General features: G+C 63.9%; 14 protein-coding genes. 5 read left to right on the top strand and 9 right to left on the bottom strand.

Features of this window, described 5'->3' with window-relative positions; genetic code table 11:
* Nucleotides 1-2: 2 nt before the first annotated feature.
* A complete protein-coding gene (locus NL123_RS17410) occupies nt 3-737 on the top strand; it encodes a CPBP family intramembrane glutamic endopeptidase (protein WP_494355909.1) in 735 nt (244 codons plus the stop codon).
* Nucleotide 738: 1 nt separating this feature from the next.
* Here the strand turns inward: NL123_RS17410 and NL123_RS17405 are convergent, their stop codons facing one another.
* Together NL123_RS17405 and NL123_RS17400 are read right to left on the bottom strand one after the other, a co-directional pair.
* Nucleotides 739-2,439 (bottom strand): amidase, encoded by a 1,701-nt coding sequence (locus tag NL123_RS17405; RefSeq protein WP_248488148.1) that lies wholly within the window; start codon nt 2,437-2,439, stop codon nt 739-741.
* Between the two features lie 54 nt (nt 2,440-2,493).
* Nucleotides 2,494-3,282: a helix-turn-helix domain-containing protein gene (locus NL123_RS17400; RefSeq protein ID WP_248488149.1), complete on the bottom strand. Its 789-nt coding sequence runs from the start codon at nt 3,280-3,282 to the stop codon at nt 2,494-2,496.
* Nucleotides 3,283-3,365: 83 nt separating this feature from the next.
* Here NL123_RS17400 and NL123_RS17395 point away from each other — a divergent pair, with 83 nt between their 5' ends.
* Complete coding sequence (locus NL123_RS17395; protein ID WP_494355908.1) at nt 3,366-3,686, top strand: DUF2834 domain-containing protein; 321 nt, start codon at nt 3,366-3,368, stop codon at nt 3,684-3,686.
* A 179-nt stretch (nt 3,687-3,865) separates the two neighbouring features.
* Here NL123_RS17395 and NL123_RS17390 read toward each other — a convergent pair whose 3' ends face one another.
* From NL123_RS17390 to NL123_RS17380, 3 genes are read right to left on the bottom strand one after another with little or no spacing between them, the layout of a single operon-like run.
* Nucleotides 3,866-4,789 carry a sugar ABC transporter substrate-binding protein gene (locus NL123_RS17390; RefSeq protein ID WP_494355907.1) on the bottom strand — a complete coding sequence of 308 codons (924 nt, stop codon included), beginning with the start codon at nt 4,787-4,789 and terminating at the stop codon, nt 3,866-3,868.
* Between the two features lie 41 nt (nt 4,790-4,830).
* The gene (locus tag NL123_RS17385; RefSeq protein WP_494355906.1) at nt 4,831-5,964 is read right to left on the bottom strand and encodes a phytanoyl-CoA dioxygenase family protein; all 1,134 of its coding nucleotides are present in this window, start codon (nt 5,962-5,964) and stop codon (nt 4,831-4,833) included.
* The gene (locus NL123_RS17380) at nt 5,964-6,800 is read right to left on the bottom strand and encodes an SDR family oxidoreductase (protein WP_494355905.1); all 837 of its coding nucleotides are present in this window, start codon (nt 6,798-6,800) and stop codon (nt 5,964-5,966) included. Before NL123_RS17380 ends, NL123_RS17385 begins: the two co-directional genes overlap by 1 nt.
* A gap of 125 nt (nt 6,801-6,925) precedes the next feature.
* Between NL123_RS17380 and NL123_RS17375 the strand changes: the two genes are divergently transcribed.
* Nucleotides 6,926-7,951 (top strand): LacI family DNA-binding transcriptional regulator, encoded by a 1,026-nt coding sequence (locus NL123_RS17375; protein ID WP_494355904.1) that lies wholly within the window; start codon nt 6,926-6,928, stop codon nt 7,949-7,951.
* Nucleotides 7,952-7,985: 34 nt separating this feature from the next.
* A complete protein-coding gene (gene iolG, locus NL123_RS17370; protein WP_248488155.1) occupies nt 7,986-8,990 on the top strand; it encodes an inositol 2-dehydrogenase in 1,005 nt (334 codons plus the stop codon).
* On the opposite strand, the gene NL123_RS17365 is transcribed toward iolG, so the two are convergent.
* Together NL123_RS17365 and NL123_RS17360 are read right to left on the bottom strand one after the other, a co-directional pair.
* Entirely contained in the window at nt 8,987-10,153 is a 1,167-nt protein-coding gene (locus NL123_RS17365; RefSeq protein ID WP_248488156.1) for a GGDEF domain-containing protein, read from the bottom strand. The genes iolG and NL123_RS17365 overlap by 4 nt on opposite strands.
* A gap of 109 nt (nt 10,154-10,262) precedes the next feature.
* A complete protein-coding gene (locus tag NL123_RS17360) occupies nt 10,263-11,474 on the bottom strand; it encodes an MFS transporter (RefSeq protein WP_494355903.1) in 1,212 nt (403 codons plus the stop codon).
* Nucleotides 11,475-11,572: 98 nt separating this feature from the next.
* Between NL123_RS17360 and NL123_RS17355 the strand changes: the two genes are divergently transcribed.
* Entirely contained in the window at nt 11,573-12,394 is an 822-nt protein-coding gene (locus tag NL123_RS17355) for an AraC family transcriptional regulator (RefSeq protein WP_248488158.1), read from the top strand.
* Here the strand turns inward: NL123_RS17355 and NL123_RS17350 are convergent.
* Nucleotides 12,351-14,945, bottom strand: a complete 2,595-nt coding sequence (locus tag NL123_RS17350) for a bifunctional diguanylate cyclase/phosphodiesterase (RefSeq protein ID WP_494355902.1) — start codon at nt 14,943-14,945, stop codon at nt 12,351-12,353. The two genes, NL123_RS17355 and NL123_RS17350, sit on opposite strands and share 44 nt — an antisense overlap.
* A gap of 73 nt (nt 14,946-15,018) precedes the next feature.
* Nucleotides 15,019-15,525 (bottom strand): GAF domain-containing protein, encoded by a 507-nt coding sequence (locus NL123_RS17345; RefSeq protein ID WP_071495405.1) that lies wholly within the window; start codon nt 15,523-15,525, stop codon nt 15,019-15,021.
* Nucleotides 15,526-15,559 lie beyond the last annotated feature (34 nt).

Here is a 15,559-nt window from a genome sequence, read left to right as displayed (position 1 = left end):
CGATGATTACCCAAGGCATGGTGGTATTGATCCACTACAGCACGTACCTGGCACCGGGGCTGCTGTTGTTCGGCCTGTGGTTCGCGCTCACGCCCAAGTCGCTGACGGCGTTGCGCATCCTGATTCTGTTGATGGCGTTCGTGCTGATGCGCGATGTGATGACGCCGTTGGGCTTGTGGTCGCTGGGCAGCGAGGTGCAGCTTGCCTTCACGGCCAACACCTTGGTGCTGGCAGCATTGGGTGGTTTATCGGTGTTATTGATTACGGCGCTTGTGCGGGTGGCACCTGACTTGGCGGCGCTGATCGTCTGGTCCAGGGGGCCGCGTGTCGCGGGACTGATGATCGGGCTCGCGGTTGGTGGCTTGATCGGTGTGCCGCTGCGGTTGTACCAGGGCATCGAAGCGTCAGCGCTTGTGGGTTATTGGGTATGGCTGCCGGGCATGGTCGTGTTGGCCTATGGCGCCAATGCGTTGGAGGAGGTGTTGTTTCGTGGGTTTTTGCAGGGCTATCTGGAGCAGCAGGTAGCGCCGTTGCGTGCGGCCCTGATCAGCGGCGTAGCTTTTGCGGCCTGCCATGCTTTCCTGGCCTTGAGCTTGACTGAACTGGGGTGGCCGGTGTTGCTGTTTACCCTGCTGGAAGGGCTGGCTTGCGCGCTGGTGCGTATGCGTTATGGCGTGCTGGCGGCGACGCTGGCCCATGGCACGGCAATCCTGTTGATTGCCGTGCCCATGCCTTGAGTTAAAGCGCCGGCGTACGCGGGGGCACCAGGCGCTTGCTGCCGGTCGACTCATAGGCCGACGCAAACCGCAGCAACGCAGAGTCATCATAGGCGCGCCCGGCAAAGGTGAGCCCCACCGGCATGCCGATATCGGCCATCACGCCCATGGGCACGGTGACGGTCGGCACGCCCAGGTGGCGGATGGCGAGGTTGCCGTTGGCCACCCACACGCCGTTGCTCCAGGCGATGTCGGCGGAGGCTTCGTTCACATCGGCATCCGCCGGGCCTACGTCGGCCACGGTGGGGAACAGCACGGCGTCGAGGCCAAGCTTGTCCATCCAGTCTTCCAGGTCGACCCGGCGCGTTTGTTCCAGGCCGCGCAGGCCGTCGGGGAGGGTGCTGATCTGGTCCCACGGGGTGATGCCGCGCTCGGCCATGCGCACGTATTCGTCCATGCCGGCCGCAAGGTCGTCTTCGCGATTGGGCAGGGTGCCCGGGTCGTGGGGGAAGATCTTCGGCCCGTCCACATCCGCCAGGCGGTTGAGCGCCGGGTCGTTGTTGGCGCGCAGGAAATCATCAAAGGCCCAGGCCGAGAGTTCCCACAGTTCATCGTGCAGGAACTCCTTGGACACCAGCCCACGGGTAAACACAGTGGGCGCGCCGGGGCGATCGCCTTCGCAGTTGGACACCAGCGGGAAATCCACGTCGATCACTTCGGCGCCGGCCGCCACCAAGGCTTGGCGGGCATCGTTCCACAGGTCTATCACGCTGGCGCGGGTGTTGATCTTCTGCCCGGTGGGGCCGCCGATGCCGGGTTTTTCGCTGGTGCCGGCGTCGGGGTCGGCGTTGATGTACATGCGTGGTACGCCAAAGCGTTTACCGGCGAGGGATTCGGCAGTCACGGCCAGGTCAGCATAAGACGCCGGGCGCACCGAGGTGACGCTCGGGATCGGCACCCAGGGTTGCAGGCGCCACAGGTCGCCACGGGTGTCCGGGTCTTCGGCCACCACCACGTCGAGCACTTCCAGCAGGTCGGCCATGGTGCGCGCGTACGGCACCACCACGTCCATGGTCGGCGTGAGCGGCCAGTTGCCGCGCACCGAAATCACCCCACGGGACGGGGTGTAGGCACACAGGCCATTGTTGGACGCCGGGCCGCGTCCGCTGGACCAGGTTTCTTCGGCCACGCCAAACGCCGCAAAGCTCGCCGCCGTCGCAGTGCCGGCTCCGTTGGATGAGCCGGAAGCAAACGGCGCCGTCAGGTAGTCGGCGTTATACGGGCTTTCCGCCCGGCCATACACGCCACGCTGCATGCCGCCATTGGCCATCGGCGGCATATTGGTCTTGCCCAGGCAGATGGCGCCGCCGGCGCGCAGGCGCTCGATGGTGAACGCATCGCGCTGGGCGACCAGGTCGGCAAACGCCGGGCTGCCGGACGCTGCGGTCAGGCCCTTGACCAGGTAGCTGTCCTTGGCGGTGTAGGGAATGCCATCCAAAGGCCCCAGGGTTTCGCCGTTGTCCCGGCGTGCATCGGACGCCTCGGCTTCTTCGAGCGCTGCGGGGTTGCGCACCACCACGGCGTTCAAGGCGGTGGCGGTGTGCGGACCGTCATAGGCCTCGATCCGCGCCAGGTAGGCTTTTACCAGTTCAACGGCCGTGGTCTGGCCGGATTCAAGCGCCGCGCGCAATTGGGCAATGGAGACTTCGGTAACTTGCATCACGTTTTTTTCGCCGCCTTCAGGTGGGGGTATGGCGGCAGTCTACGTACAGATATTTCACAAAACCAGCGCGGCATAACTCGCATAGGCCGCGCGCATCACCTGCCAGGTGGCGTCGTCGGCGGGAATCAGATGTTCGATGCGCAGGGAGGAGAGGGTAATGTCCTGAGGCATGCCGAAGGTGGTGAAGGTGGACAGAAAACTCAATTCGCCCCGGCTTGAACGGATGCGCGTCAGTACCAGCGGCGGCATGTCGGCGGGCAACTCGGTGCTGGCCGGCGTCGGCAAACGCGCCAGCAGGGCGGCCAGTTCAGGATTGCCCAGCGCCTCACGGGTGGCGCGCTGCCAGGCCAGGGTGCGGATCTCGTCGGCATTGGTCAGGTGATCGCCGAGGCCGCCCGACTGCAACAGCGTGGTGAGCAGGTTTAAGCCCTCGGCTGAATCGGGCGGGATGCCCACCAGTTCAAGCAGCACGGCGGTGCTGGCATTCGCCGCCAACACCTGCCACTGGCTGTCCAGCAGGATGGCCGGCGCGGGGTTGTTGGCGTGCAGCACATGGCTGACCGCTTCGCGAATCGCGGCCATCGCCGGTGAGGCCAGTGGCGTGGCGCTATAGCGCGGGGCGTAGCCGGCGGCGAGGAACACCCGGTTGCGCTGGTCCAGCGGTGCCTCCAGTGCCGTCAGCAGGTTGTGCAAGGTGCCCGGGCTTGGCTTGGCGCGGCCGGTTTCCAGGCAACTGAGGTGGCGCTGGGACACCCCGGTGATCAGGGCCAGGTCGAGCTGGCTGAGCCGGGCTTGCCGGCGCAAGTGGCGCAGCTGTTCGCCGGCGGTGGCAGGGGTGTCCATGGCGGAATCATGACCTCCGAGGTCATTGCGAGGGGCCGAACCTTATCACTAACGTGGGCCTTGATCACCCCAAGGAACAACCCATGAAAAGATCCCGTGTTGCGCTGGTCGGTTTGCTGCTGTTTTCGTCATACACCCTGTTCACTCTGCTGACGGCCGAGCAGTCGCTGCTGGCGTTCGGGCGCGAATTGATGTCGCGACCGGACACCGCGCAAGTGGTGATCGACCTGTATTTGATGGCGCTGCTGGCGTGCGTGTGGATGTACCGGGATGCGCGGCGGCGGGGGCTTTCGGTACTTTCGGTGGTGCCGTACTTTGTGCTGACGGCGGTGTTTGTGTCGGTGGGACCTTTGCTTTATCTGGTGGTGAATGGGCTTGAGACGTTCAGCGAGAAGACCGGTTGACGCAAACGCCCTCTGGTGAGAGGGCTTGTTGTGGCGAGCGGGCTTGCCCCGCGTTGGGCTGCGCAGCAGCCCCAATAACTGATGTCGCGGTTCAACTGAAACACCGCAGCGGTTTTGAAAGGGGCCGCTTCGCAGCCCAACGCGGGGCAAGCCCGCTCGCCACAACAGGTTCGTTCGGCTCAAGGGTTGAGGAAGGCCTGGTAGTTGTCCTGGGTGATCTGTTGATAGGGAATGGTCAGTTCAGCCGTGTACGGCTCCTTCTTCACCATCTTCACTGCCAGGTCAATCGAGCCCAGGGCCTGGCCCTTGTTGTCCTGATACACCGTCACCAGCAACTGGCCTTTCTTCACCGCATCCAGCCCGGCAGCCCCGCCGTCGCTGCCGGCTACCAGGATGTCCTTGCCCGGCTGCATGCCCGCCTGGCTGATCGCCATGGCCGCGCCGATCGCCATCTCATCCGCGTTCGCCGCCACCGCGTCGATTTTGCGCCCGGATACGATCCAGTTGTTCATCAGGTCAATCGCTTTGCTGCGCTGCCATTCCGCGCTCTGTTCCTCGACGATCTTGATGTCGGGGTACTCCTTGAGCACGGTCTTCACCCCCAGCGTCCGATTGTGCGTGGCGTTGTTGGAGAGCAAGCCGAGCATGATCGCCAGGTTGCCCTTGCCACCCATTTTCTCGGCCAGGTAGCGCATCTGGATTTCACCGGCCTTGACCTCGTCCGAGCCCACATACCCCACGCCCGGTGGCAACTGCTGGGCATCCGGGCGGCGGTTGACGTACACCAGCGGCGTCTTGGCTTGCTGGGCGTTGGCGGTCATTTTTTGCGTGGCGGCCGTGTCCACCGGGTTGACGATAATCGCGTCCATGCCCTGGGCGGTGAAGTTCTGTACCTGGTTGAGCTGGCGCACCACGTCGCCCTGGGCGTCTTCGAATTGCAGGGTCACGCCGGGCAGTTGCTTGGCGTGGGCGGCCATGTAGTCACGCATCTGCGCGAGGAAGACGTCGTCGACCTGGGCGATGCTCACGCCGATGCGTATATCGGCCAGCGCCCAGGGGCTTATCGCCAGGGTCAGGAGTGCCGCAAGGAGTTGCTTATTCATGATGGTGCTCCGTTGTTTTTGTTGTTGTTGAAACAGAGGGTTCACGCCTGGCGCTTGGTCCGCAGTTGCTCCACGGCAGCGGCAAACGCCGGGAATGGCCAGCGTTCGTCGAGTGCTTGCTGCATCAGTTGCTGCCCGGTTTGCGGGGCCAGGCCCTTCAAGGGCGGGTCGGTGTCGAGGTTGGTGGGGAAGGAATAGCCGTCGGCGGTGCAGGCGATCACCGCCGCCACGGCCTGGGCATCCAGTGCGGTGTTGTCCAGCAAGGCCGGGTACACCGCCAGCATCATGCGGTCGCGGTCGAGGGCTTCCATGGGCTTGCCGAACGCCGAGGAAATCTGCAACAGGTTGGCCATGCGTTGGCGGTCGGCTGTGCGGTTGGTGCCGGCGGCATGGAACAGCGCCGGGTTGAAGAACAGCAGGTCGCCCTTGTTCAGCGGCAGTTGCACGGCGTGCTGCTGGAAATAGTCGATAAACTCCGGACGCCGCCACGCCAGGTAACCCAGGGCGTATTGCTGGGAAAACGGCAGCAACTGGGTCGGGCCGGTTTCCAGCGGCATGTCCGAGTGCGCCACCGCGCCTTGCAACGTCAGGTACTGGGACAGCAGGTGCAGGGGCAGGGGAAAGCGCTCCACTACATCATTGGTCTGAAAGCCCAGGTGGTAATCGCGGTGCGGTTGCTGGGCCTGGCCACCGGGATGCACCACGTTGACCTGCGCCGTGACCTGATAGCTCGGCCCCAGCCACGCCTCGGCAATCAACCCCAACAGCGGGTTGGCGTAGTACTCCACAAAGGATTTCGGCGACTGCAACGCGGTTTTCTGCAATGAATTCCAGATGCGCCCGTTGCTGCCAGCCTTGGCAAAGTGATCGGCCGCCACGCCCTGCGCCGCCTCATGGGCGAAGATCGCCTCGAACACCTGGCTGTGGCGGTCGACCACCTCCAGGTCTTCGTAGGCCTGGCGCACCACCATCACCCCAGGCCCCTCGCGGAACAGGCGGTGCAGTTCATTCATCACCGCCAGGCGGTCGCTATTGCGCAGGGTGTGGGCCTGATAGATCGGCACATTGCTCTGAACTTCAGCGCACAGAGGGTAATCCTCTCGGCTCACGCGTTGCGCACAGATCTCGCTGAAGTCCGCCAGGCGCACGGCCTGTTCCGTCACGAACGCCGACATCACACACCTTCCAGCGCCTGATTCGGTTGCGGGCTGCCGCCGTCGGTACAGCCGACCACGCCTTGTTCCAGGTCGATCACCGAGCCGGTCATCATTCCCGACTCGCTGGACAGCAGGAAAGCCACGCTGCGCGCCACTTCTTCGGGCTTGAGCAGACGCCCGAACGGCTGCGCGCTTTCGGCCTTTTCCAGCCAGCCATCCTGGGCACCGTGGTACTGGCGCTGGATGTCATCTTCGTGGGGTGTGTCCATCCAGCCGATGTTCAGGCCATTGACCCGGATGCGATTGCGCAGGGCGCTGAATGCCACGTTCTTGGTGAGGATCGCCAGCGCGCCCTTGGACGCGGCATAGGCACTCAGGAACGATTGCCCGCCATGCCCGGTGACGCTCTGGATGTTCACCACCGCGCCTTCCACGCCTTTACTGATCATCAGCTTCAGCGCTTCCTGCATCAGGAAAAACGGCGCCCGCACATTGACCGCCATCAGCCGATCAAACAGCTCGGGCGAGGTGTCGAGGATGGTGCCGCGATCCGACATCCCCGCGCAGTTCACCAGCCCATGCAGGGTGCCGAAGTGGGTACGCGCCGCATCGATGATCGCGCGGCAATCCTCGACCTTCTCCAGGTCCGCCTCGACAAAAAACGTCTGGCAATCCAGCTGGGCCAACTGCCGCACCTGCTCTTCGCCCTGGGCGCGACGTCGCCCGCAGATGATCAGCCCGGCGGCGCCACGCTGTGCCAGGGTACGGGCCACCGCCGCGCCCAGGCCCTGGGTGCTGCCGGTGACGACAAAATATTGGCCGCTGAACGACGTGGCGAGATCGGTGTTAGGCATGCAGTTCTCCCGGAATTTTTGTTGTTGTTCATCGCCCGGCTCGACGCCGGACAAAACTGAGACTAGCATTGCAAAACCTCAGTAATGCCCAAAAAACACCTCAAAAACACCTCAAGCGAGGCTCCATGCTCGAACGCGCCAAACACTTCTCCATCAAGCAGCTGGCGACCCAGGCCGGTTTGAGCAAAGCTACGGTCGACCGCGTGCTGCATCAGCGTGGCAGCGTGCATGCGCAGACCCGGCGGCGTATCGAGCAGGCGCTGGAGGAGTTGGAGTCCCAGGAGAAAAACGGCCTGGCGGTGGGGCGCACGTTCCACGTCGATGTGATCATGCACACGCCCAAGCGCTTCAGCACCGCGGTACAGACGGCGATCACCGCGCAACTGGGCAGCCTGGCGCCGTTCCGCATTGCCCCGCGCTTCCACCTGTTTGAAGAGATCGAACCCCAGGCCATGCACGACCAACTGCTGCGCTGCCTGGACACCGGCAGCCAGGGTGTGGTGCTCAAGGCCGCCGATGAGCCGGCGGTGAACCTGGCGGTCAAGCACCTGATCGCGGCGGGGATTCCGGTGGTGACGCTGGTCACGGACCTGCCGCAAAGCGAGCGCATCGGCTACGTCGGCATGGACAACCGCACCGCCGGCCAGACGGCCGCCTACCTGATGTCGTGCTGGCTGCCGGCACAGCCCCAGGACGTAGCCGTGGTGATCGGCAGCGAACTGTTCCGTGGTGAAGAAGAGCGTGAGATGGGCTTTCGGGCCTGGCTGCGTGGGCGTGCGGCGCACTTGCGGGTGCTCGACGTCAGTGGCGGCTACGGCGTGTACGACCGCACCTTCGAGCGGGTGACCCAGGCGCTGCAACAGCATCCCGAGCTCAAGGCGGTGTACAGCGTCGGCGGCGGCAACCGCGCGATTGTCGACGCGTTCGCCGCCCTGAATCGGCCGCTGGAGGTGTTCATCGGCCACGACCTCGACGAAGAAAACCGCCAATTGCTGCGCGAAGAAAAGGTCGCCGCGATCATCGACCACAACCTGCAGATCGATGCCCGCCACGTGTTCCTGCACATCCTGCACTACCACCGGCTCTGGAGGGCCGGGCCGATTGCGCCGTCCCAGGTGCAGATCGTCACGCCGTTCAACTTGCCGGACTGACTACTCCCTCAATAACAACATCAGGAGTTCGACCATGCTGAGAATCGCCGTTCTGGGTGCCGGGCGCATCGCCAGGATCCACGCCGCCAACATCGCCGCCCATCCCAACGCCACACTGGTGCTGGTAGCCGACCCCTGGCGCGAAGGCGTCGATGCATTGAGTGCCCAACTGGGGTGCGAGGCGGCCTACGATTGCGCCGCCGTGCTCAGCCGCAAAGACATCGACGCCGTGGTGATCGGCACGCCCACCGACACCCATATCGACCTGCTGCTGGCGGCGGTCGCCGCAGGCAAGGCGGTGCTCTGCGAAAAACCCATCGACCTCGACATCGCCAAGGCCCGCAGCGCTGCCCAGGCAGTGGAGCGCCAGGGTGGCCGGGTGATGCTCGGCTTCAACCGGCGCTTCGACCCCGACATGCTGCGCCTGCGCGCGGTCCTCGATGCCGGGCAGATCGGCACGGTGCGCCAAGTCATTATCACCAGCCGCGACCCCGGCCTGGCGCCGCGTGACTACCTGGCTCACTCCGGTGGCATCCTGCGCGACATGACCATCCACGACTTCGACACCGCCCGCCACCTGCTCGGCGAAGAACCGGTAGAAGTCAGCGCCATCGCCAGTCGCCTGGTCGACCCCAGCCTGGCCGAGATCGACGACTACGACAGCGTGATGGTGCTGCTGCGCACCGCCTCCGGCAAGCAATGCCATATCAACTGCTGCCGCCAGGCGGTGTACGGCTACGACCAGCGCGTCGAAGTCTCCGGCGCCACCGGCGTGCTGCTCACCGACAACCACCGCCCCAGCACCCTGCGCCACTGGAGTGCCGAGCACACCGAGGCGCTGGAACCATTGCAGCACTTTTTCCTGGAGCGCTATGCCGATGCGTATCGCAATGAGCTGACGCAGTTCATCGATGCGCTGAACAACGGTACGGCGCTGCCCACCAGCGTGCGGGATGGGTTGTATGCGTTGCATTTGGCGGATTGTGCGTTGGAGTCGGTGAGGACAGGGCGCAGTGTGGCGGTGAGTTACGACCTTTAGCCGTACGAACTCGACCCCGTCCGATCCACCAAACGAATACTGTCCCGCCCACCGCGCTTGGATTCATACAGCGTGGTATCCCCTTGCTCGATCAACACCGTCAAACTCGGTGGCGGTTGGTCGAACAGGTTCGCGCCAATGCTCAGGGTCACCGGCGCAGGCGTGGTGAAGGTCTGCGAGGCCAGTTGCTGGAACTGGTCGCGCAGGCTGCTGCCCAGTTCGACGATCTGTTCGGTGGACGCCGGGTTGAGCAGGATCACGAATTCATCCCCGCCCAGGCGTGCGGCCAGCGCGCCCTGGGGCACTACGCTGCGGATCATTTCGCTGAGGGCGATCAGCAGGCGGTCGCCGGCAGTGTGGCCGTGGAGGTCGTTGACCGATTTGAAGTTGTCGATGTCGATCAGCAACAGGGCACCCGGTTGGGCGGGTGAAACCTGGGCGAGCAAGCGTGGTGCGCGCAGGTCGAGGGCGCGGCGGTTATAGAGGGCGGTGAGCGGGTCGCGGGCGGCGAGGCGGGCGATCTGTTGTTCGCGACGATAGCGCTCGGAGCCGGTCATCGACAGTGCGATGAGCATGATCGCCATGGCGCCTTCCACCAGGGAAATCTGGATGATCTCGCCCTTGAAGGCGGCGAGGTCGATCAAGGTGCCGGGGATCAATACCGACAGCGCCTTGGCCACATAGAACGCGCCATGGATCAGCAGCACGTAGCGCAACTGCACCGCGCCGATGCTCAGCGACTTGCCATGGGGCCGCAGCAAAAAGCTGGCGCGCAGGGTCGGTAGCGCTACTAACAGGGACTGCACCGCCAGCATGGCTTTGGACCATGACGGATCGGCCGGCAACATCAGCATGCCCAGCCAGACCAGCAGCATCAGCAACCACATGGGCGACAGCCGCGTTTGGGTGAACCGCGCCACGCCGAGCAAAAACAGGAAGTGCGCGGTCACCAGCAAGCCGTTGGCGAACCAGATGCCGATCATCAGGTAGCCATTGAGGCGCAGCAGGGCGAGGGTGGAACCGACGGTAATGGTGGCGAAACCGGCGCTCCAGCACAGCAGCGAAGGTTCGCGCACGCTGCGCCATTCAACGGCCAGGTACAGGGCGGCAGCGGCTGCCAGGGCAACGGTGAGTGCCAAAATCGTGGGAGGGTCGAGCGTCATGTCTTGCCGGGTCTGCCTGGTGTGCGTTTAGAACCGGGATTGTAAGCGCACACGCAGGTTTTTCAGAGCATTCCGGGTGATAGCACACGGCCAGGCGATGATCGGCAGGTCAGGCGCCCTTGGTCGAGGGCAGCAGGATCGTCAGGATGCCCACCAGCGGCAGGAACGAACACAGTGTGTAGACGTACTCGATGCCGTGGGTGTCCGCCAGCAGGCCGAGCAGCGCCGCGCCAATCCCGCTGAAGCCGAACATCAGGCCGAAGAAGATCCCGGCGATCATGCCCACGTTGCCGGGCACCAGTTCCTGGGCATACACCACGATGGCCGAGAAGGCCGACGCGATGATGAACCCGATCACCACGCTGAGTACCGCCGTCCAGAACAGGTCGACGTAGGGCAGGGCCAGGGTGAACGGCGCCGCGCCGAGGATCGAGAACCAGATGACTTTCTTGCGGCCGATCTTGTCGCCGATCGGGCCACCGGCAAAGGTGCCGACGGCCACTGCGCCGAGGAACAGGAACAAGTACATCTGCGAGCTTGCGACTGACAGCTGGAACTTCTCGATCAGGTAGAAGGTGAAGTAGCTGGTCAGGCTGGTCATGTACCAGTATTTGGAGAACACCAGTACGGCCAGCACCACCAGGGCAAAGGTCACGCGGCCCTTGGACAAACCGTGGGTGGCTTTGCCGCCTTGCTTGAGCTTGAACAGGTTGAGGTGGTGGCGGTACCAGCGGCTCAAGCCGTACAGCACCAGGATGGCGAACACGGCAAACAGCCCGAACCAGGCGATATGGCCCTGGCCGTAGGGGATGATGATCGCCGCGGCGAGCAACGGGCCCAAGGCGCTGCCGGTGTTGCCGCCGACCTGGAAGGTCGACTGCGCCAGGCCGTAGCGACCGCCAGAGGCCAGGCGCGCAACGCGGGAGGTTTCCGGGTGGAAGGTCGACGAACCCACGCCCACCAAGCCCGCCGCCAGCAGGATCGCCGGGAAGCTGCCGACAAACGCCAGCATCAGGATGCCGATCAGGGTGCACACCATGCCCGCCGGCAGCAGCCAGGGTTTGGGGTGGCGGTCGGTGTGATAGCCGATCCACGGCTGCAGCAGGGAGGCGGTCAACTGGAAGGTCAGGGTAATCAGGCCGACCTGGGTGAATGTCAGGCCATAGTTGGCCTTGAGCATCGGGTAGATCGACGGCAGCACGGCCTGGATCAGGTCATTGATCAAGTGGGCCAGGGCGCAGGCGCCGAGGATGCGCATGACCAAGGGGCTGGCCTGGGGCGTAATGGTTGCAGCGGCGGGTGACGCGGTAAGGGTCGACATGCAGGCATTCCATACAAGGCAGCTAATCAGAGGCGGCAACTTCTTAAGGTCGCCATCCATTACAAAATGATTCGGCGTTCATGCTAGATTTGTCAGGAATGCCTGTCTCACGCAATTGGGGCGGCAACTATCGCGAAAAGGGCGAAATGATCAAACCACTGGATGAATTTCTTCAGGAAATCAACGAAGGCGCCTGGGCTGTCATCAGTTCCGCCACCGATTACCCGGAAAACTGGGTGATCCCCGACCACAGCCACGAGAAGCATCAACTGCTCTACGCCATCGAAGGCGTGATGGTGGTGTACTCGGCGCTGAACCAGTGGACCGTGCCGCCCAACCGTGGCATCTGGATGCCCGCCGGGCAAGTGCATTCCCTGCGTTGCGTAGGCACCCTGAAAATGCGCAGCGTGTTTGTGCGCCCGGATCGCTTCCCGAATATGCCCGGCGAGCCGAAAACCGTGAGTATCTCGCCGTTGCTGAGCGAGCTGATCAAGGCGTCCGTGAGCCTGAAGCCGCCGTACGCCGAAGACTCACGGGATGCGCGGATCATGCACCTGATCCTCGACGAACTGGCGATCCTGCCGGCGTTGCCGCTGTCCTTGCCGCAGCCCGCCGACCCGCGCCTGCAGCGCATCTGCCTGGCGTTGCAGGAAGAGCCGGGCGATGCCTCGACCGTGGCGCACTGGAGCGAGCGCCTGCACCTGGACCAGAAAACCATCCAGCGCCTGTTCCGCAAGGAAACCGGCATGACCTTCGGCCAATGGCGCCAACAGGCACGTTTGCTGCTGGCGCTGGAACGCATTGCGGTGGGCGAGAAGGTGATCGATATCGCCCTGGAGCTGGGTTACGACAGCCCGAGTGCGTTTACCAGCATGTTCAGGAAACAGTTTGGCAAGACGCCGAGTCAGTTTTTCCGCTAGTGCCGAGCAGCCCGTTGAACGTGTCGATATCCAACGGCCGGCTGAGGTAGTAGCCCTGGCCTTCGTCGCAGGACACGGCCCGGAGCATTGCCAGGTGCCCGGCGGTCTCGATGCCCTCGGCGGTCACCGTCAATGCCAGGGCACGCCCCAGGCCGACGATGGCCTGGATGATCGCCTTGTCATCCTCACTGTCTTCGAGGCGGCTGAGGAAGCTGCGGTCGATCTTCAACCCGTCGAAGGGGAAGGCCCGCAGATAGCTCAACGAGGAATAGCCGGTGCCGAAGTCATCCATGGCAATGCGTATGCCCAGGCGTTTGAGCGTGTGCATCACCGCCAGTGCGCCCGCCGCGTCTTCGAGCATCACGCTTTCGGTGATTTCCAGTTCGACCCGCGCCGGCTCGATCCCCGACGCCGTGAGGGCATTGCGAATGCGCTCCACCAGGTCGCCACGCTTGAACTCCGTGGACGACAGGTTCACCGACACAAACAATGCCTCGGGCCACTGGGCGGCGCTGGTGCAGGCGGTTTGCAGTACCCAATCACTCAGCGCCAGGATCAGCCCGGACTCTTCGGCAATCGGGATGAAGGTGTCGGGTGGAATCAGCCCGCGCTGTGGGTGTTGCCAGCGCACCAGGGCTTCGGCACCGACCATCTGTCCATCGGCAATGCGATAGCGCGGCTGGAAGTGCAGGCGCAGTTCATTGTGCTTGATCGCAAAACGCAGGTCGCTTTCCAGGCGGCGACGCTCGATGATCCGTGCATTCATCTCCCCCGAGTAAAACCGCCAGGTATTGCGGCCGGCCGCCTTGGCTTCGTACAGCGCGATATCGGCATACCGCAGCAGTTCGGCGACTTCGCTGGCATCGTCGGGGGCCAGCACGATGCCGATGCTCGCGCTGACGAACACTTCCTGCTCGCCGACCCTGACCGCCTGTTCGACGGACTCGATCAAGCGCAGGCACAGGGACTCGACATCGTCCTGGGTGCCCGCATTCGTGAGGATCAACACAAACTCATCGCCGCCCACCCGTGCCACCAGGTCGCCGTGGCGCACGCAATCGGCCAGGCGGGTCGACACTTCGTTGAGCACGTGGTCGCCGGCGGCGTGGCCGAGCAGATCGTTGACCGGTTTGAAGCGGTCCAGGTCCAGGCTGAGCATGACCAACGGTTGGCCTGACGCTGGCAGCGCCTTGAGCTTGTCGTCGAGGAACGCTTGCAGGCGCGTACGGTTGGCCAACCCGGTGAGAGCATCGTGTTCGGACAGGAATTCAATGCGCCGCCGTGCTTCGACTTCCTCGGTCACGTCGGTGGCGGTTCCACGAAAGCCGCCACAGGGCATTTGCCTCGCGGCCAGCCGGGTGGTGCGTTCCTGGCCCTGGGCGTCGACATAGCGGCACTGCACGCTGATGTCCGCAGTGCGGCTGGGGGTGTTCAGCCATTGCGAAAGCGCGCCGGCTTCCGTGTCCAGGAGGTCGTTGATGGCGGCGCCGATCCATGCACGGCGGGCCAGGCCGGTCACGTTCTCGAAGCGTTCCGACAAGTAGGTGAAGCGCCAGGCTGCATCGATTTCCCAGACCCAGTCGGAGCTGGCTTCCACCACATCGCGAAAGCGCGCTTCACTGGTGGTCAGCGCGTCCTGGCTGTCTTGCAGCGAGGCATGGCTGGCATCCAGGGCGAGGGCGGCGGCGCTGGCGCGGCGCAGGATCACCCAGGTCATCAGGCATACCAGCAACGCGGCCAGGCCCAGCAGCGGCAAGCCCACGCCCATCAACCGCACACCCGGGCGCGCTGGCTGCCAATGCAGGCTGCCGGCAGCACCGTTGTCGCCCAGAGGAACCAGCAAGGTCTTGCCGATCTCATCGGCGCTGGCGATATGCAGTTGATTGACGCCGAAATCATTGCCGATCAGGGCCAGTTGGGCGCTGTCGAGGATGTCGACAAACACCAGTACCGATGCGGGGCGCCCATCCATCTTCACCGTGGGGTCGGTGCCTGGCGTGATGGCGGCTGCAGCCACGAGTGCCGGGCTGCCATGCACGTTGATGAAGGCGGTGACCGGCAGCTCCTGCTCAGCCCCGGCACGTGCCTGTTCCAGCACCTGCGTGATGGGCTGGGCAAGCCAGTCGCTTAGGTCAATGGGTTGTAGTTGGCCTTCGACGACGGCGTACACCGTGCGGTTGGCATCGTTGACCACGAACAGGCCCTGGAAGCCGAAATCCTGGAACAGTGTGGCGCCGACGTTGCCGCGACCGTAGGCCCAATCGGTGTCCACCTTGAGGTGCAAGTGCTTGTACGCGTCGCTCCAGAAGGCGTAGTCCTTGACGGTGACCCGCAAGGATTTTTCCAGGGACTGCACGGCTTTACGCGTGTAAAACGCGCTTTCCTCTTGCTCGGCGTGGTCCAGTTCATGGGCCAGGTAGATCAGCGAATAAGCTGCCGCTGCAAAGACCAGGACCAACAGGGCCGTGAAATTGAACAGGGAGGTACGTGTCAGCGACAGACTGGTGCGGTTGGAGAGCGTACGGACGATCGGGGCGAGAGTGTTCGGCATTGTTTCCCGCAGGGCAGCGCTGCAAGTCAGGGGTATCCCAGGCTATCGGCAGCGCGCTTGAAAAGCTGAACGATCAGGTGTCACGGGGCGTCAGGTTGGCAAAGAAAATGCACCCGATCAGCCGCGCAAACAGGCTCAGGGTTTCCGGCAGGTTGGGGTCTTCGAACAGCATCGCCCGCGAATCCAGCGCGCACAGTGCGCCGAACAGACGGCCGTCGGGCAGGAAGATCGGTGCACCAGCGTAGCTTTCGATGGCGAATTGCTTGACCACCGGGCGCGCGGCGAAGCGGCCGCTCTGGCTGATCTGCGGGATGAACAGGGTCTGTGGGTTGATACAGAACTCGCTGCACAGCGTGGTTTCCAGGTCGAGTACGTCGTCGACGTGAATGCCCATGTCGACGGTGTCGTGCACAGAGCAGACCACCCATTCCAGGTCGGTGAATTTGGCGATGCCGGCGAAGCGCATGCCGGTCAGGCGGGTGACCAGTTGCAGGATGCTGGTGGTGGCTTCTATTTCGGCGATGGCGGCGCGTTCATCTGCGCTGAGCAACGACTGTGGTGCGGTGACGCTTGGAACCATGGTTGAACTCTCCAGAAGCATGGCGGCGGCTGGG

Source organism: Pseudomonas sp. FBCC-B1565, from assembly GCF_059133265.1.
The sequence above is the reverse complement of the archived record's forward strand: the minus strand, read 5'-3'. Positions and strand labels throughout refer to the sequence as shown.

What these genes read in the sequence shown, in the direction of transcription:
- NL123_RS17410 (WP_494355909.1), top strand. Translation starts at nt 3, where the DNA reads ATGATTACCCAAGGCATGGTGGTATTGATCCACTACAGCACGTACCTG.
- NL123_RS17400 (WP_248488149.1), bottom strand. Translation starts at nt 3,282, where the DNA reads ATGGACACCCCTGCCACCGCCGGCGAACAGCTGCGCCACTTGCGCCGG.
- NL123_RS17395 (WP_494355908.1), top strand. Translation starts at nt 3,366, where the DNA reads ATGAAAAGATCCCGTGTTGCGCTGGTCGGTTTGCTGCTGTTTTCGTCA.
- NL123_RS17390 (WP_494355907.1), bottom strand. Translation starts at nt 4,789, where the DNA reads ATGAATAAGCAACTCCTTGCGGCACTCCTGACCCTGGCGATAAGCCCC.
- NL123_RS17385 (WP_494355906.1), bottom strand. Translation starts at nt 5,964, where the DNA reads ATGTCGGCGTTCGTGACGGAACAGGCCGTGCGCCTGGCGGACTTCAGC.
- NL123_RS17380 (WP_494355905.1), bottom strand. Translation starts at nt 6,800, where the DNA reads ATGCCTAACACCGATCTCGCCACGTCGTTCAGCGGCCAATATTTTGTC.
- NL123_RS17375 (WP_494355904.1), top strand. Translation starts at nt 6,926, where the DNA reads ATGCTCGAACGCGCCAAACACTTCTCCATCAAGCAGCTGGCGACCCAG.
- iolG (WP_248488155.1), top strand. Translation starts at nt 7,986, where the DNA reads ATGCTGAGAATCGCCGTTCTGGGTGCCGGGCGCATCGCCAGGATCCAC.
- NL123_RS17365 (WP_248488156.1), bottom strand. Translation starts at nt 10,153, where the DNA reads ATGACGCTCGACCCTCCCACGATTTTGGCACTCACCGTTGCCCTGGCA.
- NL123_RS17360 (WP_494355903.1), bottom strand. Translation starts at nt 11,474, where the DNA reads ATGTCGACCCTTACCGCGTCACCCGCCGCTGCAACCATTACGCCCCAG.
- NL123_RS17355 (WP_248488158.1), top strand. Translation starts at nt 11,573, where the DNA reads ATGCCTGTCTCACGCAATTGGGGCGGCAACTATCGCGAAAAGGGCGAA.
- NL123_RS17350 (WP_494355902.1), bottom strand. Translation starts at nt 14,945, where the DNA reads ATGCCGAACACTCTCGCCCCGATCGTCCGTACGCTCTCCAACCGCACC.
- NL123_RS17345 (WP_071495405.1), bottom strand. Translation starts at nt 15,525, where the DNA reads ATGGTTCCAAGCGTCACCGCACCACAGTCGTTGCTCAGCGCAGATGAA.